The organism is Brevibacillus sp. MCWH (assembly GCF_013096935.1).
GTDB lineage: Bacteria > Bacillota > Bacilli > Brevibacillales > Brevibacillaceae > Brevibacillus > Brevibacillus aydinogluensis.
In genome coordinates this window covers 119,256-141,986 of record NZ_SDLF01000003.1, presented here as the reverse complement: position 1 = coordinate 141,986, position 22,731 = coordinate 119,256, and the positions used below count along the sequence as shown (strand labels likewise).

Sequence of the window (22,731 nt, the reverse complement as noted above, 5' to 3'; positions counted from 1 at the left end):
CAGCGGGACACGACTATGCGGTCACATGTTGGCCCAGCGCGGCAAAACTTTTTTCAAACGCGTCCAGCGTCGCCTGAATCTCCGCCGGGCCGTGCGCGTCTGAGAGCGAAAAGCGATTGAGCGGTTTTGAATAGACACCGTGATCCATCAGCAGATAGTCGAGCGCAAGGCGAAGCTCGTGGCGGTTCGCCCCCAGATCGCGATAATTCCGTACTTCAGCCTCCGTAGTCAGGACGTTGAAAATGGTCCCGACGCCCATTGTTTTTACGGGGACGCCATACCGCCGGGCAAGCTCGTGAATTCCGTCGCGCAGCTGATGTGTGCGCTGCACCAGCGATGCAAAACGGCCAGGCTCCTGCAAATACCGAATCGTAGCCAGGCCTGCCGCAAGGGAGATGGGATTGCCGTTGAAGGTGCCGCTGTGAAAGACGACTTCCTGACGATTGCGGGAGCGCAGAGGCGAACACATCTCGAGAAGGCGGCGTTTTCCCCCGACGACGCCGATCGGGAACCCTCCTCCCACCACTTTCCCCAATGCGCTTAAATCTGGCGTTACGCCATAGTAATCCTGGGCGCCCCCCAAGGAAACGCGAAATCCCGTCTTGACTTCATCAAAAATGAGGATGATTCCGAGGTTGTCAGTCAGCTGCCGCAGATTTTTCATAAACTGGCGGTCGGCCGGGATATATCCGGATTGCATCGGTTCCACGATGACAGCGGCGAGCTGATCCTTTTTCTCTGTCATAATTTTTTCGCAAGCATCCCAATCGTTGAACGGAAGCACGACGGTATGCTGCAGATAGTAATCCGGTGTCCCCAGGGATTCCGGAACGGACGCCGGCGATGTTTGATCCCCGAAGCGGTCAAAGGTCGGATTTACGCTGACCAGCACATGATCGTGCGCCCCGTGATAATGGCCCTCAAATTTGGCGATATGCGTTTTCCCCGTGTAAGCCATTGCCAGACGCAGAGCAAACAGCGTCGCTTCCAAACCGGAATTGGTAAACCGCACTTCCTCGAAGCTGGGATACAGACCGGCCAGTTCTTGTGCCATTTCCAGCTCCAGCGGATGAGTTGCACCAAAACTGCTGGTCCCCTGCTGTTCCCATACTTGTTGAATCGCCTTCTGCACAACCGGATGACCATGCCCCAAAAGCAAAGCGCCATAAGACAGCAAGTAGTCGACGTACGCATGGCCGTCCAGGTCATACAGCCAGGCATCACGCGCCTGCGCAAAGGTAATGGGAAAGGGTTGATAGTATCGCAGATTGCCGTTCACTCCACCGGCAATCAACATTTGTGCCTGCTCAAAAAACGCCGCTGATTTCGGACGTTTTTCACGGTAGTGCTGCTGAAAGGAAGAAAGATTCATGGTGACTCCCCCCACGTCGTTTATGAAATAATTATTGCACCACATTTTAGTTATTGCAATATTAATTTCATAACAGCACGATCATGAAATCGGGACACAGCAGCGCAGTTACGTGATATGCCTACTTCCACCTGCTTGTTTCCCGAACAGGCGGCTGCCGCCTTTACAACGTAACATTGTTATGTTACACTAATTGTGCGAAAGGGGGGCCCGTTGTGGAACAGGATCTCATCTCCAAGAAGGAACTGCTGGAACTGACAGGCATCTCATACGGCCAACTGTACCGCTGGAAGCGAAAAAAGCTCATTCCCGAAGAGTGGTTCATCCGCAAATCCACCTTCACCGGTCAGGAGACGTTTTTTCCCCGCGAAATGATCCTCGCTCGCATTGACAAGATCAAAAACATGAAGGATGACTTGTCGCTCGACGAACTGGCCGATATGTTCTCGCCCGCGCCTGCGGACATATCCTTGAGCAAACAGGACTTACTGAAACGTAACATTGTTTCAAAAGTGGCACTGGACTTGTTTACGGAACAGTTCGGGGATGCACCGGTGTTTCCGTTCGACCACATCCTGGCTGTCTTCATCCTGGAAAAGCTGCTCCAGCAGGGCGTCATCAGCCTCGACGAAGGCAAAAACCTGCTCGGCACGCTGCTCCGACACTACGGCAAATTCGCAGGAAAAAATTGCGAACTGATCTTCGTGCGCAAAATGGGCGTGTCCGCTTTTCTGCTCGTCTCAAGCCCGAGCGACGTCTACTTCGAGCAGAGCGTCAACATCGTGGAACGGCTCAATATCGCCGACGTTATTGAAACACTGAAATTGAAACTATCGTAAGGGAGGAATCGCCTATGGACAGGGAAAAGCGGCACAACCTGCTGATCAGCGGGATGGGAAGCGCGTCGGGCGGGGTTTTCAACAACGTCAGAATCGACGGAATGAGCAAGGTAAACGGCGATCTGTCATGCGTCAGGTTTCTCTGCAACGGCAAGGCAGACATTAACGGCAGCGTAACAGCTGACGACAGCATCGAAGTAAACGGGCTGGCCACCATCGCCGGCTTTCTCAAGGCGGAGCACGTCGTCATAAACGGCAAGGCGACCGTCCGCGGCGACATTGTCGGTGAGCGGGCGGAGCTGAGCGGAATGCCGAACATCACCGGAAACTGCGAGGTGGAAACCCTCACCATCAAGGGCGGTATCCGCATCGACGGACTGGTCAACGCGGAAACGATTGATGTCAGGCTGTACGGACACAGCCGCATCCGGGAAATGGGCGGCAAAACGATATCGGTTCGCAGAGAGACAAACGACCTTTCCAGATTTCTGGCGTTTCTCTTTCCCCCGTTTGCGTCCAAACTGAGCGCAGACAGCATCGAGGGTGATGACATCTATCTGGAATACACGCAAGCCGGCGTGGTTCGCGGAAACAACGTGCGCATCGGTCCGGGCTGCGACATCGAACTGGTCGAGTACCGCAACAAATACGAGCAGTCTCCCGAGGCCAAGGTGACCCGTCATCAACAGGTGTAATCGTCGAAGGAGACCTGAGACATGTCCGTTGACCACTGGCATCCATGACCGCACGGCCCAAGCTGTGTCAAGCAAGCTGTGTCAAGGAGGGATACAAATGGAACCAGGCAATATCAGATCAGACTTGACCATCACCGGTACAGTGAGCGCGTCCGGCGGGGTCTACCATGACGTAAAAGTGCGCGGAGAAGGCCGAGTGGACGGCGATGTGGACTGCCGCACATTTACCTGCATGGGGAGATGCGAGTTTTATGGCAGCTTGAAAGCAGAAACGGCGAAGATCACCGGGGATGCCATCGTTTCACAAAACATGCAGGCGGCAAAGGCAAAGATCACCGGCAATCTGGACATTCACGGCAATGCCGAACTGCAGGAAGTCCTGCTTCGCGGAGAGTTACGAGTAGACGGCCATATCAGCGGAGAGGAACTGGAAATCAAAGGGATGCTCAAGGCAAAAGGCGACTGCCAGGCTGAGAGGTTTTTGGCCACCGGCAGCTTTACCGTCGGCGGGCTGTTGAATGCGGGCAGGGTCGACGTCCGCCTGTACGGTGATTCCACAGCCAAGGAAATCGGCGGCGACCAGATCTGTGTCCGCAGAGGGTTCGGGTCGGGCCTTGGCGCAATGTTTCAGTCATTGTTCTCTCCGTCCGCCGGTTCACTTACAGCCGGCACGATCGAGGGCGACGACATCTATCTGGAGTACACGAAGGCCAGCGTCGTGCGCGGAAACAACGTAACGATCGGCCCCGGCTGCGAGATTGGCCTCGTCGAATACAAGAAAACGTTACAGCAGGACAAAGACGCGAGGGTAGCCGACAGCAGAAAAGTGTAGGGATGCGTCACGAACGGAGCCGGATGACCGGCTCCGTTTCAGCGTGTAGACAAAGTCTGCGGCGCATGGGAGATCGGGCCCGCTCGCTCGCTTGACGCCCAGCACAGAAGCGAATGATGTCCGCTCCAAAACGAGACGCGGGCAGGGGACAAACATCTGGGTATTTCGATGAAGTGAGACTTGTGTCCCCTGTTGATTCCCGCGTCTTCGTTTTTCCGCTAAGTCGGTCGTCAAAGGAGCTCGCTTGGCCCATCACTCCATGCCCGTACTTTATCTCCACCTTCGGTTGATCAATGTGCAGGCCTTTCGGCCTGACAACGATGGAAAGATTGTTTCCTTGCGGAACCTCAATGAAAAAGTACAGTTTGTCTTCAGTCTGGAACGGAGCCGGATGACCGGCTCCGTTTTTGTCGGTTGAATCTGGTTTTACACGGTAACACTTTTCACTGCCTGGCTCTTGACGGGATTGACCAGCACGCCGATGCCGGATATCTCAATCTCGATCCGATCACCGTCGGCCAGCGTGAACTCATCCGGCGGGACGATGCACGTGCCGGTCAACAACACGGTGCCGTCAAAAATCTGGTTGTCCCGCAGCAGATACGCGACCAGATCATCGTACCGCCGCTTCAACTGTCCGGTGCTTGCTGTACCTTCCACCACTTTGGTTCCGTTCCGGCTGATGCGGCAGGTGATCTGGAAGGCGTACGGATCATCCACCGTTTCCGCCAGACGTATCGCCGGGCCAATTGAGCAGGAGCCCCGCCACACTTTCGCCTGGGGCAGATAAAGCGGGTTTTCTCCCTCGATGTCACGGCAGCTCATGTCGTTGCCGACCGTATATCCGAGTATTCTGCCGTCACTGGCGAGAACCAGGCCAAGTTCCGGCTCCGGGATCTGCCAATTGGAGTCACTGCGCAGGTACAATTCCCGATTGGGGCCGACCGTTCGGGCTGCGGTCGATTTAAAGAAGATCTCCGGCCGTTTCGCCTCATATACTTTGTCGTAAAACGTCGTGACGTCCAGCTTTCCGCCGGTAGCCTCGTAGTTTCTCGCATCCCGGCTTCGCTCGTACGTCACGCCGCAGGCCCAGACCTCCGGCGCTTCCACCGGCACCAAGAGCGGCAGTTCTTCCATTCGCTGCGGAATCGGCTGCGCATCGGCGATGGCTTCCTGCACCACGGCAAGCGGGCTGATCCCGCGCTCATCCGCCTCCCTCACCAGCTCGAGAAAATCGCGCTGCGGCAGCACATATACCCGGGAATCATCGAGGACAGCTGCAAGCACCGGAACAGAGTCCCCCATCAAGAATCGAATAATCCGCATATGGTACCCTCCCATTTGTTTTGTATTGTAAAACTATGTTTTAAATTATGCTGACACCCACGGGTGCACTTCCTTGTCACGAAAGTTGCGAGACGATTTGTTACGAATGCTGTGAGGCGATACCGTACCCCATCTGCTGCGACATTTCCTCTGCTGCCGGCTTCAACATGCCGAGGAACTCCATCAACATGTGGTCATCTACGCGGGAGACCAGCGTGGAGATGCTGACAGCAGCCACCACCTGCCCCTTGTGATTGCGGATGGGAACAGCGATGCAGCGAACGCCCGGCTCGTTCTCCTGATTGTCTACTGCATAACCAGCCTGCCGCACCTTCTCCAGTTCCTGCCGAAACGCCTGTTCATTGGTGATCGTGTTTGGCGTCTGCGGCACGTACTGATATCCATCCAAGATGTATCGAAGTTCTTCCTCCGGCAAGAAGGCGACCAGCACCTTGCCCACCGCGCTGGAATGTACGGGAATTCTCCTGCCGATGCGCGAGTACAAAATCGTCGCCATCGGACCTTCCACCTTATCGATATACACGCCCTCTTTGTCGTCCAGGATGACAAGATGCGTTGTTTGCCCGGTCTTCATGGACAAGTCGACGAGGTATCTTTTCGCTATTTTCCGAATATCCAGACCATGGATGACATAATGCCCTCGTTCAAACAGCTTCATCCCCAACCGATATTTGCCGTTTTCCGGGTTTTGGTCAATGTAGCCGTGTACCTGTAGCGTCTTTAACAGGGAATGAACCGTACTCTTGTGCAACTGCATACGTTCGCTGATTTCGGTGATTTTCAGTTCGGTTACCTGTTCATCAAAAAGGTCGAGTATTTTCAGAGCACGTTCCACAGCTTGAATGATCGGCATTGTATCCTCCCTTTATCCATGTGATTGCGGAAATGATGTTGGAGATATATTACCATAGAATCGGGACCTATGAACGAGACTCTTTACGCTGATTTTCCGCAATCAACACGGGCACGGCGAACGGCGTCCACAATTGTTCGGGCCGTTTGTTCCACGGCGGCAAAGTCACCGGCAGCAATCGCCCGGCGATTTAGCAGTTTTCCGCCAATACCGACTGCTGCCGCTCCCGCCTCGATAAACGCGGCGACATTGTGCTCGTCAATGCCTCCGGTAGGAATGATCGGAATGTGTGGAAACGGCGCTTTGACATCTTGTAGATACTGCACCCCGAGCGCGGCCGCGGGGAATAGCTTGACCAAATCGGCCCCCCACTCCACCGCCGTAATCATTTCGGTCGGCGTCATCACGCCCGGTACGGCGATCTTCCCGTAACGCAAGGCGGCACGAATCACGCCTTGATGCAGGCTGGGGCTGAAGATGAAATCGGCTCCGCTTTTGATCGCCATCACGGCGGATTCGCTGTCGATCACTGTTCCCGCTCCGATGATCGCACGTCCCTGATAACGGCGGCTGAGCGTGGCGATGGAAGCGTACGCACTCTCTGAATCCACCGTAATCTCAAGGGCCGTAACGCCTCCCCGCACCAGACTGTCCGCCACTTGTTCGATCCTGTCTTCGGGAATCCGGCGGATCACGGCGATCACACCGCTTTCCACCAATCGTTCCAGCAACTTGACTTTCGGCAGCACGGTTGGCTCTCTCCCCTCCTTGTATGTTTACTGGTCAGCGATGAATGTGCGGCTTCTCATCCGCGATCTGCGACCAGTACGGATATCCTTCGACGTCTCCGACAACCGTCAGCGCATAAGCTCCGACGCGGTTACCCAGCCTGACGGCGTCCCGGTACGACCAGCCTCTGATCAATCCCGACAGGAAACCGGCGGCAAAACCGTCTCCGGCCCCAATCGGGTCCACGATCTGCGGGACGGGAAATCCGTCGACGTACGCGCGTTCGTCTGCGGTCGCATAGTAAGCGCCGCGCTCGCCCAGCTTGACCACCACGGCCGCTGCCCCGTTTTTCCGCAATCGTTCGGCGATTTGCTCGGGAGCGTCTTCTCCCGTCAGCAGCCGGCCTTCCTCCCATCCGGGCAGGACGATGTCGCATTGGCCGGCGATGTCCATCAGCACGTTGCGCGCTTCGTCAGCGGGCCACAGCTTCAGCCGGATGTTGGGGTCGAATACGACGGTTACCCGATGCCGTTTCGCTTTTTCAATCGCCATGTACACGGTATCCCGGCACGATGGACTGAGCGCCGGCGTAATCCCGGTGACGTGCAGAAACTTCGCCCGGGCAATCAACTCCTCGCGGACGTCCTCCGGCTGGAGGCAGCTGGCTGCCGATCCCCGGCGGTAATAGTACACGTTGGACTCGCGGGCAATTTGCCGCTCTTTGAAAAAGACGGCCGTGGGATGATCGGCGTCAAACACGACGTGCGACGTATCGACCCCCTCGCCGCGAATCACATTGCGGATGTACAAGCCGAACTCGTCGTCACCGAGTCGGCTCACCCAGCTTACGTGATGGCCCAACCGCGCGAGGGCGATTGCCACGTTGGACTCGGCACCGCCGATGGTTTTTTCAAAGTGGGTTGCGGAGCGGAGCGGTCCCGCCGAGACCGGAGTAAACAGAACCATCGTCTCGCCAAAGGTGACTACGTCCATGCGTGTTCACCTTTCATCGGCAGGGCAGGAACGGCCAATCCGGCGGCACCTTTTTCCGAAATCTTCAGATCGGGCGCGTACCGTTGAATGATGTCGAGACCGATCCGGGCGCGGCGTACCCGCTCTCTGCACAAACTGATCGACGTCTGTTCCAAATGGCTGCCGGAGGGGTAGATGTTTGGCGAGTTGCGCAGGCCGAATTTGATGTAGACGGGAGCCGCCACCCGGATGATTTCCGGGATGTCGTAGTGGCGGATAAACCCGCCCATGTCGTCCGGCGCTTCCACGTAAATGTCAATCGGGATGTCGACTGCTTGCCGGATCGCCGCCAGGCGCGGCAGCGAAAGGTCCGTCGGCACGTTGTACGTGCCGGCGCCGATTTGTTCCATCAGCCGGATCGATACGGGATTTGCCTGGCCCATCTGAACGGAAATCTTTACGAGCAGGTCGGGGGGCAGCTCGCCCAGTTTCTTGAACTCGTTGACCAGCCACAAGAGCCCCTCGTCCGCCACCAAAATGCTGCGGATGCCCGCCTGGCAGGCCCGCTTGATGTCTTCGATCGCATACGCCAGCTGATCCATACCCTGCACCCGCAGTCCGGCAATTTTTCCTGCACTGGCCCAGGTCATCGGCGTAATGTCCCAGGTGCCGCGCGGGCCGACGAACAGGCTCACCTCCAGCTTCTCCCGACGGCCAATCGCCGCCATCTGCTCAAGCTCGCGATCGGTCAGGAGCATGATCCCGCTGCCCTGTGAGATTCGGTGAATCGTCACGCCGTACGTTTCACACGCTTCCAGCACCGCTTCAAACGAGGCTGGCCCTTCCACGCTGGGAATTTCCACGCGATACTGGGCTCCGTCCGGAAATGTTTTTTTTGAGCTGGGCAAATCGTGACAATCGCCTGCCGGAAACCCCAATCTCTCAAACACCGCACGAGTTTGTTTCACCTCTGTCTCCACCCTTTCCCTACGATCTCTTCTGCAATCCATAGACGACGTCTGTAGTGTAGTCGAGCACGGCTTCCTCGAATACGCTGAGCGGAACCACGCCGTGTGCCGCATCGGTGTGTCCCGTCATGCGGTTGCTGGCCGCCACCTGTCTTTGCCGCGTCCGGATGGTGGCAAGCCGCCTGTCCGCCAGGGCCGCCCGCTCCGCTTTGACCTGCTCAAAGGAAAACTGGAGCTTGCCGCTTTGAAAAGCGGCTTGATTGACAAACTGGATCTGCCGCTCACGCAGATTCAGGTACAGGAGATCGCCCGTCTTCAGGTAGAGGATGCCTCCGCCCAGACTGGCTTCCGGAGTCATGTGCCCGATCGCCGCTCCGTAGGTGACGCCGGAATAGCGTCCGTCGCTGATGAGCGTGGCCAGTCGTTTCAGGCTGCGGTTGGCGTTGATGTGCTGCATCGGCGTAAACATCTCGGGCATCCCGAACGCGACCGGCCCCTGCCCGGAGATAACGACGGCGATTTTCAGCACCCCATCCTCCACCATTCGGTCAAACAGCGCATCGTAGTCGAGCGTCTGCCAATCTTCCAGACGGTGAGGCGCATTGTGGCGGAGCACGGCCCGCAGGTTTTCCTCCGCGAAGCATTTCATTCGCTTCACCGTATCCAGCAAATGTGAATCCAGCAAATTGCGGTTGGCGTCATCCTCGTTTTCGTAATAGAGGACAAAGGCCACTTTCTTGTCAAACTCGTCAAGTTGGGCCGTCGTCATGCCGCTGATTTTCACGACGGCTGATTCAAAAAAGTTGCCGGTGAGCACATCCACCCCGCTGAACGGCCGGCGCGGCCGGGAGAGAATGATCGGATTGTCCTTGACGCGGTCTGCAGGCAGGCGCGCCTGGTCAGCCAACCGTTCACGCCACGTCGTTCCCGTTACCGTAGGCGCGTCCACATCCATCGGCACGCCGTTTTGCATCAGCTCGTAAAACAGCGTCTCCATCCCGCGGATACTGCCGCTGCAGCACTGCACCGCCAGCGCGTAAATGTCGCGTCCCTGCGTCAGACTGTAATCAAACAGGTCGGGAACAGGGTATTCGTGGTGAATCCGGTCCAGATCCCACAGGCTGAACCTGTAGCCGCCATACAACATGGCCGCTACCAGGTGCATCATCAGGTTGGTTGATCCGCCCGACGCGCTGTGTATGCGGATCGCGTTTTTGATGTTGGCTGCCATCACATTGGCCACGCCAAACACCGGATCGTTGATCATCAGGGCAAGGCTGTCCACGGCCTGGTTCACCTGCTCCTGACTGGGCGGAGCAGTCAACAGCTCCACGGCCGGATGAACCAATCCCAGGCCGGCGACAAGATGGCGGGAACTGTTGCCCGTGCCGTTGAAGGCGCAGACCCCGCCGTTTGCGTCACACGTGGCCACAGCCAGCCGCTTTTCGTACTCCTTGTGCGCCGCCTTGCTGATGATCCCCCTGTCCACCGCGCGTTCCAGCACGCCCTGAAACGCGGTGTTGGAGGAACACTGCAAAATGTAGGCCATCGCATCGCGCAAATCGTGCGCGATGTCGGACGCTCCCCGCTCTTCCGCCGCCGCGGCCACCTGCTCCAATTCGGCATACAGCTCGGCCGGGATCGTCCCCCCTTTCAGGACGTGGGCAGGAGCAAAAGTGGCAAAGAACGGCGCCTCGCCGCGGTACCGGCGAATCCGGTCGAGATGGGCCAGCGCACTGACCACGCCAAGCGGCTGTTTATCACAGCCCTGGATGACGAACGCCCCATGGTAACTGTGCGCCTCGATCTGGTTGACCACCATCTGGGCAACCGCGTTGCGGCTTTGCAGCGAATAGCTCATGCCTTGATTGCTCTGCGCGGTGCCGTCGCACATCACCGGCGTGGAAAAGGCAAACGGCACGCCGCCATTCTGCCAGATGCGGATGGCGGCACGGGCGATCGTCACCCGATCCAGGATATGAGCCGGGTGATCGGGCGAACCGCCGATAATCGCGATGCGGGGGGCGTTTTCCTCCAGCCGGTTGTAGATTTCTTCCAACGTCCAGTCCGGCGCCGGACCGTCGTAGGCGGAACCGAGTATCTGTTTTGAACTGTCGAGCAGTCCCGCAACGCAAATCGGCTCGTTCGCTTTGCCTTGCACATTGTCCCGATACGGGTTGGTTTGATTATTGATCGGCGGAAATCGACGCGACATGGAATATCCTCCTTCCAATCGTTCTACCATTCGGCCACACTGCCGTCCTCATGACGCCACACCGGGTTTTTCCAGTTGTGCCCCCTGCGCGCCGCCTCTTCCACCTTTTCTTCGTTGATGTCGATCCCCAAACCGGGGCCGCGCGGAATTTCCACATAGCCGTCCTTGTACGTAAACACGCTCGGATCGAGCAGATAATCGAGCAGATCGCTGCCTTGGTTGTAGTGGATGCCCAGGCTTTGCTCCTGAATGACGGCATTTGGGGTACACGCGTCCACCTGCAGCGAAGAGGCCAGCGCGATGGGACCGAGCGGGCAGTGCGGCGCGACGGCTACGTCAAACGCTTCCGCCATCGCGGCGATCTTTTTCACCTCAAGAATGCCGCCGGCGTGGGACAGATCGGGTTGAATGATGTCCACGCAGCCGTCCATGAGAAGCTGCTTGAATCCCCAGCGGGTGTATTGACGTTCGCCTGTGGCGATCGGAATGGTGGTGTGGCGGGCGATTTCGCGAAGTGCTTCATTGTTTTCCGGCAGCACCGGTTCCTCCAAAAACATCGGACGGTACGGCTCCAGTTCCTTGGCCAGCACTTTCGCCATCGCCTTGTGGACGCGGCCGTGAAAGTCAATGCCGATGCCCACGTCCTTACCGACTGCTTCCCGCACAGCGGCGATGCGGTCAACCACCGCCTCCACCTTGGCATGCGAGTCGATGTAGTTCATTTCCTCGGTGGCGTTCATCTTGACTGCGGTATAACCCGCCTCCACTTTTTCCTTTGCCGCCGCTGCCACGTCGCGGGGGCGGTCTCCGCCGATCCACGAGTAGACGCGTACCTTGTCACGCGCGGCTCCACCGAGCATTTGATAGACGGGCATGTTGTAGTACTTGCCGGCGATGTCCCACAGCGCCTGCTCGATCCCGGAGATGGCGCTGGTCAGGATCGGACCGCCGCGATAAAAGCCGCCCCGGTACAGCGTCTGCCAATGGTCTTCGATCCGCAGCGGCGATTGGCCGATCAGGTAGTCGCTCAGCTCGCGGACGCACGCTTCCACCGTACCCGCCCTGCCTTCGACAATTGGCTCTCCCCAGCCAACGATGCCTTCGTCGGTTTCCACCTTTAGAAACAGCCATCGGGGTTCCACCCGATACAGCTTGAAGGCCGTGATCTTCAATCTGTTCACCTGCTTTCACGGATAATCGGCCGAAAAGTCCATCGGCAGCGGCTCGCTTACGACCTCGATATCGTCCCGCTGCTCCGCCTCGTGCAGCAGACTTTCGGAAATCCAGATGTCCTGTAAATGCAGCGTGTTTTTGATGCGGACGAGCCGGACACGGGTCAGGTCAAAAGCGTTGCACGTTTTGATCGCCGCTTTGACTGCCAGCTCGCCGGTATCGAGAAACATCGGCAGTTTGACCGTCCCCACAACGGTGCTGGTCAAGGCGTTGGCGTACCCTTTTTCCCAATCGATCGCCTCAAACACGGCCCGCGTGGTGATGTCGGCCAATCCGATTCCGTTGGCGTTGCCGTGCGTTTTTTCGGTCAGACGGAGCACGACCGTGCGTGCCGCCTCCACGCCGCCGCTGGCATATGGCGTGGCATACCGGCCGGTGATGTTCGGGTCCATTCCGTCCCCGGAAATGTCTTTGCCGATCTCGTCTACCACCAGCACATCCAGCGGCGAGAAGGCAATTTTCGGCATCAGCGCCTTTGCCTCCAGCAGCAGCTTTGGTTCCTCATCCACCAGCTTTTCCGCCGGGATGGCCACGATTTTCGCCGGACGGTCATAGGCGTTCTCAATCGTGCCGACGCCGAAGACGATCGGCGCTTTGGCGATCACCATTTTGGCCATCTCCAGCACGTGCTCGGCCATGTACTTGAAGCTGTAGGCGTGCGCGGCCTCCGCTCCCTTTTGCTTGCCAAGACCAATCGTGATCATTTTCAGCAAACCGCTCTCCACTGGACCGCGAAACGCCGTGTGCGGCTTGATCCGGTTGATCACCACAATCTTGTCCGCGTGATACGCATGCTTGTCAGTGTAGACCGGCAGGCCGTTGGGCAGTCTGCCTACTTCCACCACATCCATGCTGGAGATGATCGGAGCCCCGACAAATGCTTCCGTGACGCCGAGGGATTCCAATACCTCCCGCTGTCCTGCCGCCGTCGCTCCCCCGTGGCTGCCCATCGCCGGGACGAGAAACGGCTGCCCGCCGACTGACGCGATCGCCCTCACCACCTCCCTGACGATCGTGGGGATGTCTGCCACGCCTCTGCTGCCCACGGCAATGGCCACCCGATCCCCCGGCGCGATTCGCCGCAGCACACCCGCTTCCGTGATCGCCCGGCGAACCGCAGACGCCACATCGTCAATCTCCGGCGCGTGAAAGTGCTGCCGAACCTTGACCATCCGGGGAAGGGGGATGTCGCGGAGCAGTTCTTCCAAGATGCCCATGGCCGTTCCTCCTTTACTGTCTCGCCTTTTCCACCTGGTCGTACATCTCCTTGACGAGATCCTCGCCAAATTCCTTGGCGAACTTGTCGATCACCGGCTTGATGATCGCCTGCATGTTGGCCCGTTCTTCATCGGACACCTCATTGACCTCCATCCCGAGATTCTTTAGCTCTTCCAACGCTTTTCGGTTTTCCTCCCGGTTCACCTCGCGCTGGTAGGTGCCGGCTTCGACGGCCGCTTCCCTCAAAATCTGCTGCTCTTCCGGGGACAGCTTATCCCAGAACTTCTTGCTCACCAGGAAAACAAACGGCGTATAGACGTGCTTCGTCAGGCTCAGGTACCGCTGCACTTCGTCGTATTTGCTCGTCTTGATGGTCGCCAGCGGATTTTCCTGACCGTCCACGGTTTTGCTCTCCAGTGCGCTGAATACTTCCGAGAACGCCATCGGGGTGGGGTTGGCGCCCAGCGCCTGGAACGCTTCGAGGTGAACCTGGTTTTGCATCGTGCGAATCTTCAGACCCTTGAAGTCTTCTGCTATCCTTACCGGATGCTTGCTGTTGGTCAGGTGGCGAAACCCGTTTTCCCAATAGCCCAAGCCGATCAGGTTGTGTTCCGGCAGTTTCTCCAGCAGTTTTTGGCCGAGCGGACCGTCCAGCACCGCGTCCGCTTCCTTTTCGTCTTGAAACACAAACGGAAAGTCAAAAATCCCGAATTCCTTGATCATGCCTACCAGCGGCGACGTGGATGGAATCGTAATCTCCTGCAGTCCGCCCTGCAGCGCCTCGGTCATTTTTTTGTCGTCGCCGAGCTGGGCATCGTAAAAGGGCTGCACCTTCAGCTTTCCGCCGCTTTTCTGGCTGACAAGCTCGGCGAATTTTTTCAATCCTTTTCCTTCGGGATGTTCCTGGTTCAATCCAATTCCCGCCTTGATCGTCCGCTCCTGAATCCCGCCGGCCGCCGGTGATCCAGAAGAGGCGGTGCTGCCGCCGCCGCACCCGGCCAACAGCAGCAGCGCCGGCACGACACAGCTGATAATCCCGTGTTTCATCCATGATTTCATGCCCATTTCTCCCCTTTCCATTTGATCCATCGCTTACGCTTCAACCGCATCGCGGTTCGCCAGACCGTGTTCGTTCAAGCGGACCTTCTCTTTTACCTGCGTGTTGACCAGGTATTGCGGATATTTTCCATACAGCAGAACATCGACGACCCCCATCGCCGCCTTCGTCCTCATTTCCGCGGCAGATTCCTCAGAATACCAGGCGACATGCGGGGTGAGAATCACCTGTTCCATCGTCAGCAGGGGATTGTCCGGGGAGATCGGCTCCCGCTCGACCACGTCAAGTGCCGCTCCGGCAATCCGGCCTGTGCGCAGGGCGTCGATTAGCGCGCGTTCGTCAATGACCGGCCCGCGCGACGTGTTGATCACGACCGCGTGCGGTTTCATCGCGGCAAACTGCTCGCTGCCCACCATGCCTTTCGTCTCTTTGGTCAGCGGAGCATGGACGGAGATGAAGTCGGCCAGCCGGCACAGCTCATCAAGGGAGACGAGCTGCACCCCCTTTGCCTGCGCCAGCGTTTGCGGCACATACGGATCGTGGGCGATCACGCGCAGCCCGAGCGGCTTCACTTTCTCCGCCAGCGCCTGCGGAATCTTTCCGAACCCGATCAAGCCGAGCACTTTGCCGCGCAGGCGGTTGATCGGCTGCGTCACTTTGTAATCCCAGACGCCGCTTTTTACATGCGAATTGGCGACAACCACCTTGCGCGTCCAGGCGAGCAGCAAGGCAAGGGCGTGATCGGACACTTCGTCCATGCAGTAATCGGGCACGTTGGCGACACAAATCCCGCTGTCTGTCGCCGCCTCGAGATCAATCGTATTGACCCCTACGCCGTACCGGGTGATCACCCGGCATTTCTGCAGGCTGTCGATCACCTTGCTCGTAATCGGCGCGTACTGGTTGATCAGCGCGTCGGCATCGCGGCATGCCGCGATCACCTCTTCCTCCGTGCGGCATTGCGCCGGCACCAGCTCGAACCGCTCGCTGTCCAGCACGCTTTCTTCATACCGCAAATCGCTGTACTCCCAATCGGTCACGACGACTTTCCACTTTTGCATGTTCGCTCCTCCTTACGTCAACCACTCTAATGGAACCGTCACCAGTGCAGGGAACAGAATCAACAGGACGAGAATCATGACCTCGACCAGCAAAAACGGCCAGACGCCTTTCATGATGTCTTCGATGCCGATCTTCCCGACGCCGCAGGCGACATTGAGCACGGTGCCGACGGGAGGGGTCAGCAGGCCGATGCAACTGTTCAGGATAAACAGGACGCCAAAGTAGATCGGATCAATCCCGGCCTGTTCGATCACAGGCATCAGCACCGGCGTCAAAATCAAAATGGTCGGGGTCAGATCCATGGCTGTGCCGACCAGCAGAACCACCGCGTTGATCACAATCAGCAGGAGCAGCGGATTGTCAACCAGCGGTCCCAGGAAGTCGGTCAGCGCTGCCGGGATATTGGCGACCGTGATCAACCAGGCGGACACCATCGCCGCTGCGGCGAGAAACATCACGACGCTGGTCGTCTTGGCGGCGGATACCAGAATGTCGTACAGTTGGGACAGCTTCAACTCCCGGTAAAAGACCAAGCCGACGAGCAGGGCGTAAAAAGCGGCGACAACCGCGGCTTCCGTCGGTGTAAACACACCACCGCGAAGCCCCCCGACGATGATCACCGGCAGCAGGAGTGCCCAGATTGCCCCTTTGGCCGCGGCCAGGATTTCTCTTAGCGACCGGCGCGGGTATGTCTCAAACCGGCCATTTCTGGCGATCACCCACCAGGTGATCATCAAGCCGACCCCGATGAGCAGTCCCGGCACAATGCCCGCCATGAACAGTTTTGTAATGGAGAGGCCGCTGGTCACGCCAAAGATGATCATCGGAATGCTGGGCGGGATGACAGGGGCGATAATCCCGCCGGCGGCGATCAACCCGGTGGAGCGGTTGCGGTCGTACCCCGCCTGCACCATCATCGGGATCAGGATCGCGCCGAGTGCGGCCGTGTCAGCCACGGCGGACCCGGACAGCCCGGCAAACATGATGCTTGCCAGGATCGCCACATAGCCCAATCCGCCGCGGATGTGCCCGACGAGCGCCAGCGCAAACTGGATGATGCGCTTGGAGATGCCCCCGGCGTTCATCAGTTCTCCGGCGAGGATGAAAAACGGAATCGCCATCAGCGGAAAGTTGTCCGCACCGTTGATCAGGTTTTGCGCGATGATTTGGCTGTCGAAGATGTCGAGGTAAATCATCAGGGCGACGCCGCTGAACAGCAGGGCAAACGCAATCGGCATCCCCAGTGCCATCACTCCCAGCAGTGACCCGAGAAACACGCTCAGCGTCATTTACCAGACACCTCCGACATCACCTGCTGTTGACCCGACACCAACAGCTCCTCTTCCGATTCCCGCGCGCGGATAAATTCTTCGACGGAACGCTTGCCAAACAGCACCCGGTACAGATTGCACACGATGATGGCCGCCATTGAGATGCTCGTGACAATCCCGATGCCGTACACACACGCGAGCGGCAATCCCGTCGCCGGTGCCATACTGTCCATGTTGATCAGCGTCATTTTCCAACTGCCGTCCAATACCAGCCACAGCACGTAGAGCAGGATCCCGTTGGTCAGCACAAACACCGCTTTTTTCATCCGGGGCGACAGCTTCTTGACGAATATGTCTACTCCTAAGTGTTCATTGTCTTTCAACGCACTGATGGCCCCCAAAAACGTCATCCAGACAAACAGGAAGCGCGACATTTCTTCGGACCAGGTAATGCCCGAATTAAAGACATACCGCAGCACGACGTTGCCGAATACGAGAATGGCCATCACTGCCAGCGAAACCGCAGTGACGCCATTCAGCACCCGATTCAAGAAGTGCAGGACATTTTCCACAAAACCTCCCCCTCTCTTGTCAGCCTGCCCGCCCTACTTGGCCGCAGCCTTGATTTTTTCTACCATTTCCTTTGCCCACGGATACGTCTGATAGATTTCGTCATAGAGCGGCTGAGCCGCGGCTTCCATCGCCTGCCGGAACGAATCGTCAGGCGTCGTGAAGCGGATGCCGTGTTCCTGGAGAAAGGCTTTGTCCGCTTCGTAGCTCTTTTCCATCAGCTCCCACTCGTAGTCGGCCGACGCTTTTGCGGCCTGCTCGATGATCTGCCGCTGCTCGGGCGTCAGCTCGTTCCACAATTTCGCGTTGATGATGTACAGGTTGGGGCTGAACATGTGGCGGGACTCCAGCACATCCGACTGAACTTCGTACCAGCCTGAGGCTCTCAGGGTGGCGATCGGGTTGTCCTGTCCGTCTACTACACGTTGTTCCAGCGCCGTAAACACTTCGGAGATGGGCATCGGCGTCACATTGGCCCCCAGCAGTTGGCCCAGCCGAATGTAGTTGGGGATGTTGGGCATGCGCAGACGCAGTCCTTTGAAATCATCCAGCTTGCTGATCGGCCGGTTGCTGGAGAACATCCGAAAACCGTTGGCGCTCCACGCCAGCGGATGCACGCCGTGTTTGCTCTCCAGTTCTTCTGTCAGCTCTTCGCCGATCGGGCCGGTAAAGACCGCTTTGGCATGGGCAAAATCCTTGAACAAAAACGGCCACTCACCCACAGCCAGCTTGGGAATGTCCGCCTGCATGATCAAGCCCGGGATTCCCATTTCGATGGTGCCGTTGCGCACCCCGTCGTAAAATTCCTTCTCCGCCCCCAGCTGGCTGTTGTCGAAGATTTGCACCTTCAGCGTGCCGCCCGACATTTCTTCCACCATCGGTTTGAACTTTTCGCGCAGGGCCACGTTCTGCGGATGGTCGGTCGCGAAGTAGTTGGCCACTTTCAACGTGTGCGTCTTGGCACCGCTCCCTGCCCCCGGCGAACCGCTGCCTGTCGTTTGCTGCGCTCCGCAGCCGGAGAGCAGCACCGCCGCCGCGATGGACAGGGTCAACAGACGTTTTTTCACTTGACATCCCACCTAGCATCGCTTGTTTGATATGACAAAACCAAGTTTTATTTCATGCTCGCAGCCACTCCTTCATTCGGTGACGAGATTGGGCGGCCGTTTCCCGAGCAGTGCGGCAACGAGATTTTGCGCCGCCAGCTTTGCCATGGCCAACCGCGTCTCGCGTGTAGCCGAGCCAATATGCGGCAGCGTTACGACATTGGGCATGCGCAGCAGCGGATTGTCAGGCGGCGTCGGCTCTTCTTCAAAGACGTCGAGTCCTGCACCCCAGATCCGTTTCTCCTGCAATGCTTCGATCAGGGCGGCCTCGTCTACCGTCCCACCGCGCGACGTGTTGATGAAAATCGCGGTCGGTTTCATCAGCGCAAACTGTTCGCGGCCCATCATGCGCCTCGTCTGCTCGGTCAGCGGGACCATCAGCAGGACGAAATCGGACTGCCGCAGTAGGTCTTCCAAGGAACAGTAGGTGATCCCCAGCGTTTGCTCCGCTTCCGGTTTACGGCGGCGATTGTGGTACAGCACATTCATGCGAAAGCCGTGTACAGCCCGCCTGGCGATCGCTTCGCCGATCCGGCCCAGGCCGATGATGCCCAGCGTTTTGCCGTGCACATCCAGCCCAAAGAGCCACTCGTCGTGCTTCCTCTCCCATTTGCCGTCCTTGACGAGCCGGTCCAGCTCGGGGATGCGGCGGGCAGCGGACAGGATCAGCGCAAACGCCAGATCTGCCACCGTCTCGTCCAGTACATGCGGCGTATTTGTCCCCATCACGCCGCGCCGTTTCATCGCTGCCAGGTCAAAATTGTTGTAGCCGACGGAGATATTGCTGACGACTTTCAGCCTGGGCGCATGGTCCAACAGTTCGCTGTCGATCCGCCCGCCGACTGTCAGCAACCCTTCCGCATCGGCAATCTCCCGCAGCAGCTCCTCGCGGGAAATCGGGGCCTCTCCCTCCCACTTGCGGTATTCGCAGTGCTCCGCCAGATACGCTTCCACTTGCGCCGGAATCGGCACAGTTACATACACATGCGGCTTCATATCCATCCTCCTCACGCGATGTATGCAGATGTATGCAAACGATCGATCAGGCCTGCTTTTCCCCAATCGGTTTTTTGACAAGCAACCAGTAACACAATGCTGCGCATCCGGCGATCACGCCTCCCGATATAAAGGCGAGCGCATATGAACCGGTCGTATCAACGATCATTCCGGCAACAACCGGGGAGAACGCGCCGCCAAAATAACCGCCAAAGTTTTGAATCGAACCGACCGACGCCACCATTGACGGGGGAGCGATATCTCCGGCAAGCGCCCACGCACTGCCGGTAATCGCCGAGATAAAGCAGACAGCCAATGTCATCAGCGTAATCGTTGTCCCAATGCCGTGTACGAATGGAATGATCACGACGACGGCGGCGGCAGCCAGGGCGCAAATGCCGATCAGCATCCGTTTGGCGTGCATCGGCTCGGCGATTCCCTTGTCCGCCAGTTTTTTCGTCAGATACCCGCCGAAGATATTGCCGAAGATTCCGCCGATCCATGGAATGCTGGCGTATATCCCCAGCTCCGTCAGTGAGATGTGGTGAACTTCTACCAGATAGAGAGGGAGGAAAATGAGAAAGATGTTCCAGATCCAGATGGTGCAGAAAAAGCCGAGAATCATCCCCCATACGCTTCGGTATGTAAACAGGGTGCGCCATTTGATGCCGGACTGCTGAATGCCCTGCTCGGTTCCGGCTCCGTCGGACTGAATATAGGCACGTTCTTCGGGGGACAGTTTGCGGCTGTTCTCCGGATTTTTGTAGAAGATGAGGAAGAAGATCACAAACACGATGCCGAGCAAGCCTGTGATGTAAAACAGCGCCCTCCAGCCGAAGCTGATCAGCAGGAACACGAGGATTGGCGGCGCAATCGCCGGACCCCATTTGGACGAGGAGTCCCAAATCCCTGTAGCCAGGCCGCGTTCTTTTTTCGGAAACCAGTACGACGTGATCTTGGCCGCCGTCGGGAAACAGGGAGCTTCTCCGATGCCGAGCAGCAGGCGGGTACCGATCAGGGAAGACAGTTTGCTCACGGCACCTGTCATCATCGTTGCGAGACTCCACCAGATCACGGCGATGGAATACACCTTTTTGGCTCCAAAGCGGTCAACCAGCCATCCCGAAGGAAGCTGCATCAGCGCGTACGACCAGGAAAACACCGTTCCCAGAAGCCCGATATCGGTTTTGCTCAGCCCCAGTTCCTTCATCATTTCCGGCGCGGCGATGGACAAGTTGGCCCTGTCCAGGTAATTGATGATTCCGCCGATCAACAACCACACCACGACCGTCCAGCGAACATTGTGCCTGGCCTGTAGGGAGTGTTCTGCTTTTGGCGACAGGAATGGCATAGGACAACCTCCTCAGGAATGGATTTATTGTTTTATAATATAAAACCATGTTTTACAATAACGGCACAACACAGGCACAGCATCATGTCCACAAACACCCGTCAGTGCACGATGGAAAGCGCTGTCATTCTTTCAAAGAAAAAAATTTGCCATGCACAGGCGGCGGAATCAGTCATGTTTTATCATATAAAACCATGTTCTCAGTTCAGTCTATTCTTTATTTTCTGTTAATACTTATACTATCGGCCTCGCACGGTGCTGTCAATGAATTTTTTTCCTTTTCTTCAGCTATTTCCGCCGGGGATGATCCACACTCCTTTGATTTAATCTTGCCTTGACGTCCGATTGCAGGAGAACCCGCCGCACAGGCAAAATCGACCATCAAATCCCCTTCCCTGTGGTATGATGAGGTCACACGAAGTCGTTTTGGGAAAGGAGTCCGCGATCCATGTATGTGGTAACCGCCGAAGAGATGCAAAAGATGGACCGGCATGTAATCGACGTTATCGGCATTCCTGCCGCCGTACTGATGGAAAACGCGGGCAGCGCCATCGCCCGCGACGTTCAGGAGTATTCCCGCACTCACGGGATTGACAAAGGGAAACGACCCCCCCGCTGGGCGATCCTCGTCGGAAAAGGGAACAACGGCGGTGACGGACTGGTGGCGGCGCGGCATCTGATGGAAAACGGCGTAGACGTCACCCTCCTTTTTGCACAATCGCCGGAACAGTTGACAGGGGAAGCCGCGCGGCAGCAGGAAATCGCGCGGCGATTGGGGATACCCTCCATCGTGTACGGCACTTCCCCTGTTGATTGGCGCTCATTTGACGGAATCGTCGACGCGCTGTTGGGGACGGGCAGCAAAGGCGCGCCGCGCGGCCCCTACGCGGATCTGATCCGGGAAGCGAACGCGAGCGGGCTGCCGATCATTTCCGCCGACATTCCCAGCGGTCTGGACGCGGATACCGGCGTGCCCCACGATCCCTGCATTCGGGCAGTGCGCACGGTGGCCCTCGCTTTTCTCAAACGGGGGCTGGTTCAGACAGGCGGCCTGGACAAGGCGGGAGAGGTCGTCGTACGCCCCATCGGTATCTGGCCGTCACTTGCCGACACATTCGGCATCCAAACCTTCCTGCTCGGCGAACAATTGTTTCGCGAACGGTTCCGGCTGGATCCGCGATTGCCGCGTCAAGCCGACACCCACAAGGGAACCTACGGACACGTGCTTGTCGTGGCAGGCAGCCGAGAGATGAGCGGGGCCGGGCTGCTCTGCAGCAAAGCAGCGCTTCGTGCAGGCAGCGGGCTGGTGACCTGGGTAATGCCCGACGCACTCCTCCCCGCGCTGATCGGACATGTACCCGAAGTGATGCTGGCCGGGCTTCCCGGGAAGTGGAATCTGCCGGAAGCCCGGGCAAAGCTGATCGCACTGGTCCGCAGCCGCTGCGTCACTGTCATTGGCCCGGGGCTGGGACGCTTTCCCGGCGATGCGGACTGGCTGCGCATGCTGTGGGAGGAGACGAACAGTCCGCTGGTCCTGGATGCCGACGCCTTGAACATTCTGGCTGACGCTGACCTCTCATCCTGGCCGAAGCGCGAAACCCCCACCATCCTGACCCCTCACCCCGGCGAGATGGCCCGACTTGCCAACGTGACGACAAGCGAGGTACAGCAGAACCGGATCGAGCTGGCCCGCTCCTATGCCCGTCGCCACCGACTGACGCTGGTGCTGAAAGGAGCCGGTACGGTAGTCGCTGCACCGGACGGCAGCGTGTACATAAACCCGACCGGCAACCCCGGAATGGCGACCGGCGGCGCCGGCGATGTCCTGGCCGGAATGATTGGCGGATTGCTCGCCCAAGGACTTCCCGCCGACCACGCAGCATGTCTCGCCGTCTGGCTCCACGGGTCCGCCGGTGACCGCGCAGCAGCCAAGCGGCCGTCGGGGTATTCGCTGATTGCAACGGACATCCTTGAGGAATTGTAGCGGATGACATCTTGACGTCCTGTACCGTGTCGATGATAACCTTGGCGGGAAGACAAAAAAC

The 22,731-nt window shown here is 57.9% G+C and carries 20 protein-coding genes; 4 read left to right on the top strand and 16 right to left on the bottom strand.

Going from position 1 to position 22,731, the window contains the following annotated elements; translation table 11 throughout:
* Nucleotides 1-13: 13 nt before the first annotated feature.
* Nucleotides 14-1,372: an aspartate aminotransferase family protein gene (locus ETC00_RS03765; RefSeq protein ID WP_171564621.1), complete on the bottom strand. Its 1,359-nt coding sequence runs from the start codon at nt 1,370-1,372 to the stop codon at nt 14-16.
* A gap of 215 nt (nt 1,373-1,587) precedes the next feature.
* Here ETC00_RS03765 and ETC00_RS03760 point away from each other — a divergent pair, with 215 nt between their 5' ends.
* The 3 genes from ETC00_RS03760 to ETC00_RS03750 all read left to right on the top strand — a co-directional run bounded on the left by ETC00_RS03760 (nt 1,588) and on the right by ETC00_RS03750 (nt 3,738).
* The gene (locus tag ETC00_RS03760; protein WP_171564620.1) at nt 1,588-2,211 is read left to right on the top strand and encodes a YhbD family protein; all 624 of its coding nucleotides are present in this window, start codon (nt 1,588-1,590) and stop codon (nt 2,209-2,211) included.
* A gap of 14 nt (nt 2,212-2,225) precedes the next feature.
* Nucleotides 2,226-2,906 carry a polymer-forming cytoskeletal protein gene (locus tag ETC00_RS03755; protein WP_171564619.1) on the top strand — a complete coding sequence of 227 codons (681 nt, stop codon included), beginning with the start codon at nt 2,226-2,228 and terminating at the stop codon, nt 2,904-2,906.
* A gap of 97 nt (nt 2,907-3,003) precedes the next feature.
* Nucleotides 3,004-3,738, top strand: coding sequence for a polymer-forming cytoskeletal protein (locus ETC00_RS03750; protein ID WP_171564618.1), 735 nt, complete (start codon nt 3,004-3,006; stop codon nt 3,736-3,738).
* Nucleotides 3,739-4,164: 426 nt separating this feature from the next.
* Here the strand turns inward: ETC00_RS03750 and ETC00_RS03745 are convergent, their stop codons facing one another.
* The 15 genes from ETC00_RS03745 to ETC00_RS03675 form a co-directional block, all read right to left on the bottom strand.
* A complete protein-coding gene (locus ETC00_RS03745) occupies nt 4,165-5,064 on the bottom strand; it encodes a fumarylacetoacetate hydrolase family protein (RefSeq protein ID WP_171564617.1) in 900 nt (299 codons plus the stop codon).
* A 100-nt stretch (nt 5,065-5,164) separates the two neighbouring features.
* Complete coding sequence (locus tag ETC00_RS03740; protein WP_171564616.1) at nt 5,165-5,938, bottom strand: IclR family transcriptional regulator; 774 nt, start codon at nt 5,936-5,938, stop codon at nt 5,165-5,167.
* Between the two features lie 83 nt (nt 5,939-6,021).
* On the bottom strand, nt 6,022-6,687 hold the full coding sequence (locus tag ETC00_RS03735; RefSeq protein ID WP_171564615.1) for a bifunctional 4-hydroxy-2-oxoglutarate aldolase/2-dehydro-3-deoxy-phosphogluconate aldolase: 666 nt from the start codon (nt 6,685-6,687) through the stop codon (nt 6,022-6,024).
* Nucleotides 6,688-6,721: 34 nt separating this feature from the next.
* Nucleotides 6,722-7,660, bottom strand: coding sequence for a sugar kinase (locus ETC00_RS03730; protein WP_171564614.1), 939 nt, complete (start codon nt 7,658-7,660; stop codon nt 6,722-6,724).
* Nucleotides 7,651-8,607, bottom strand: coding sequence for a U32 family peptidase (locus ETC00_RS03725; RefSeq protein WP_171564613.1), 957 nt, complete (start codon nt 8,605-8,607; stop codon nt 7,651-7,653). The genes ETC00_RS03730 and ETC00_RS03725 overlap by 10 nt, the downstream gene beginning before the upstream one ends.
* Before the next feature lie 19 nt (nt 8,608-8,626).
* Entirely contained in the window at nt 8,627-10,822 is a 2,196-nt protein-coding gene (locus ETC00_RS03720; RefSeq protein ID WP_171564612.1) for a dihydroxy-acid dehydratase domain-containing protein, read from the bottom strand.
* Between the two features lie 23 nt (nt 10,823-10,845).
* On the bottom strand, nt 10,846-11,994 hold the full coding sequence (dgoD, locus tag ETC00_RS03715; protein ID WP_171564611.1) for a galactonate dehydratase: 1,149 nt from the start codon (nt 11,992-11,994) through the stop codon (nt 10,846-10,848).
* A 15-nt stretch (nt 11,995-12,009) separates the two neighbouring features.
* A complete protein-coding gene (locus tag ETC00_RS03710) occupies nt 12,010-13,272 on the bottom strand; it encodes a nickel pincer cofactor-dependent isomerase, group 22 (protein WP_171564610.1) in 1,263 nt (420 codons plus the stop codon).
* Between the two features lie 13 nt (nt 13,273-13,285).
* On the bottom strand, nt 13,286-14,338 hold the full coding sequence (locus tag ETC00_RS03705; RefSeq protein ID WP_171564745.1) for a TRAP transporter substrate-binding protein: 1,053 nt from the start codon (nt 14,336-14,338) through the stop codon (nt 13,286-13,288).
* A 27-nt stretch (nt 14,339-14,365) separates the two neighbouring features.
* Nucleotides 14,366-15,391 carry a C-terminal binding protein gene (locus ETC00_RS03700; protein WP_171564609.1) on the bottom strand — a complete coding sequence of 342 codons (1,026 nt, stop codon included), beginning with the start codon at nt 15,389-15,391 and terminating at the stop codon, nt 14,366-14,368.
* A gap of 12 nt (nt 15,392-15,403) precedes the next feature.
* Entirely contained in the window at nt 15,404-16,681 is a 1,278-nt protein-coding gene (locus ETC00_RS03695) for a TRAP transporter large permease (protein ID WP_171564608.1), read from the bottom strand.
* The gene (locus ETC00_RS03690; protein ID WP_171564744.1) at nt 16,678-17,169 is read right to left on the bottom strand and encodes a TRAP transporter small permease; all 492 of its coding nucleotides are present in this window, start codon (nt 17,167-17,169) and stop codon (nt 16,678-16,680) included. The genes ETC00_RS03695 and ETC00_RS03690 overlap by 4 nt, the downstream gene beginning before the upstream one ends.
* A 99-nt stretch (nt 17,170-17,268) precedes the next feature.
* Entirely contained in the window at nt 17,269-18,300 is a 1,032-nt protein-coding gene (locus ETC00_RS03685) for a TRAP transporter substrate-binding protein (protein WP_171564607.1), read from the bottom strand.
* Nucleotides 18,301-18,372: 72 nt separating this feature from the next.
* Nucleotides 18,373-19,335, bottom strand: a complete 963-nt coding sequence (locus ETC00_RS03680; protein ID WP_171564606.1) for a 2-hydroxyacid dehydrogenase — start codon at nt 19,333-19,335, stop codon at nt 18,373-18,375.
* A 46-nt stretch (nt 19,336-19,381) separates the two neighbouring features.
* Entirely contained in the window at nt 19,382-20,686 is a 1,305-nt protein-coding gene (locus ETC00_RS03675; protein ID WP_171564605.1) for an MFS transporter, read from the bottom strand.
* Between the two features lie 448 nt (nt 20,687-21,134).
* Here ETC00_RS03675 and ETC00_RS03670 point away from each other — a divergent pair, with 448 nt between their 5' ends.
* Nucleotides 21,135-22,670 (top strand): NAD(P)H-hydrate dehydratase, encoded by a 1,536-nt coding sequence (locus tag ETC00_RS03670; RefSeq protein ID WP_171564604.1) that lies wholly within the window; start codon nt 21,135-21,137, stop codon nt 22,668-22,670.
* Nucleotides 22,671-22,731: the final 61 nt, after the last annotated feature.

Excerpts from the sequence above, each read along its gene's own strand:
- ETC00_RS03755 (WP_171564619.1), top strand. The coding sequence starts at position 2,226 with ATGGACAGGGAAAAGCGGCACAACCTGCTGATCAGCGGGATGGGAAGC.
- ETC00_RS03710 (WP_171564610.1), bottom strand. The coding sequence starts at position 13,272 with ATGGGCATCTTGGAAGAACTGCTCCGCGACATCCCCCTTCCCCGGATG.
- ETC00_RS03765 (WP_171564621.1), bottom strand. The coding sequence starts at position 1,372 with ATGAATCTTTCTTCCTTTCAGCAGCACTACCGTGAAAAACGTCCGAAA.
- ETC00_RS03680 (WP_171564606.1), bottom strand. The coding sequence starts at position 19,335 with ATGAAGCCGCATGTGTATGTAACTGTGCCGATTCCGGCGCAAGTGGAA.
- ETC00_RS03675 (WP_171564605.1), bottom strand. The coding sequence starts at position 20,686 with ATGCCATTCCTGTCGCCAAAAGCAGAACACTCCCTACAGGCCAGGCAC.
- ETC00_RS03700 (WP_171564609.1), bottom strand. The coding sequence starts at position 15,391 with ATGCAAAAGTGGAAAGTCGTCGTGACCGATTGGGAGTACAGCGATTTG.
- ETC00_RS03720 (WP_171564612.1), bottom strand. The coding sequence starts at position 10,822 with ATGTCGCGTCGATTTCCGCCGATCAATAATCAAACCAACCCGTATCGG.
- ETC00_RS03740 (WP_171564616.1), bottom strand. The coding sequence starts at position 5,938 with ATGCCGATCATTCAAGCTGTGGAACGTGCTCTGAAAATACTCGACCTT.
- ETC00_RS03670 (WP_171564604.1), top strand. The coding sequence starts at position 21,135 with ATGTATGTGGTAACCGCCGAAGAGATGCAAAAGATGGACCGGCATGTA.
- ETC00_RS03695 (WP_171564608.1), bottom strand. The coding sequence starts at position 16,681 with ATGACGCTGAGCGTGTTTCTCGGGTCACTGCTGGGAGTGATGGCACTG.
- ETC00_RS03705 (WP_171564745.1), bottom strand. The coding sequence starts at position 14,338 with ATGGGCATGAAATCATGGATGAAACACGGGATTATCAGCTGTGTCGTG.
- ETC00_RS03745 (WP_171564617.1), bottom strand. The coding sequence starts at position 5,064 with ATGCGGATTATTCGATTCTTGATGGGGGACTCTGTTCCGGTGCTTGCA.
- ETC00_RS03690 (WP_171564744.1), bottom strand. The coding sequence starts at position 17,169 with ATGGCCATTCTCGTATTCGGCAACGTCGTGCTGCGGTATGTCTTTAAT.
- ETC00_RS03750 (WP_171564618.1), top strand. The coding sequence starts at position 3,004 with ATGGAACCAGGCAATATCAGATCAGACTTGACCATCACCGGTACAGTG.
- ETC00_RS03730 (WP_171564614.1), bottom strand. The coding sequence starts at position 7,660 with ATGGACGTAGTCACCTTTGGCGAGACGATGGTTCTGTTTACTCCGGTC.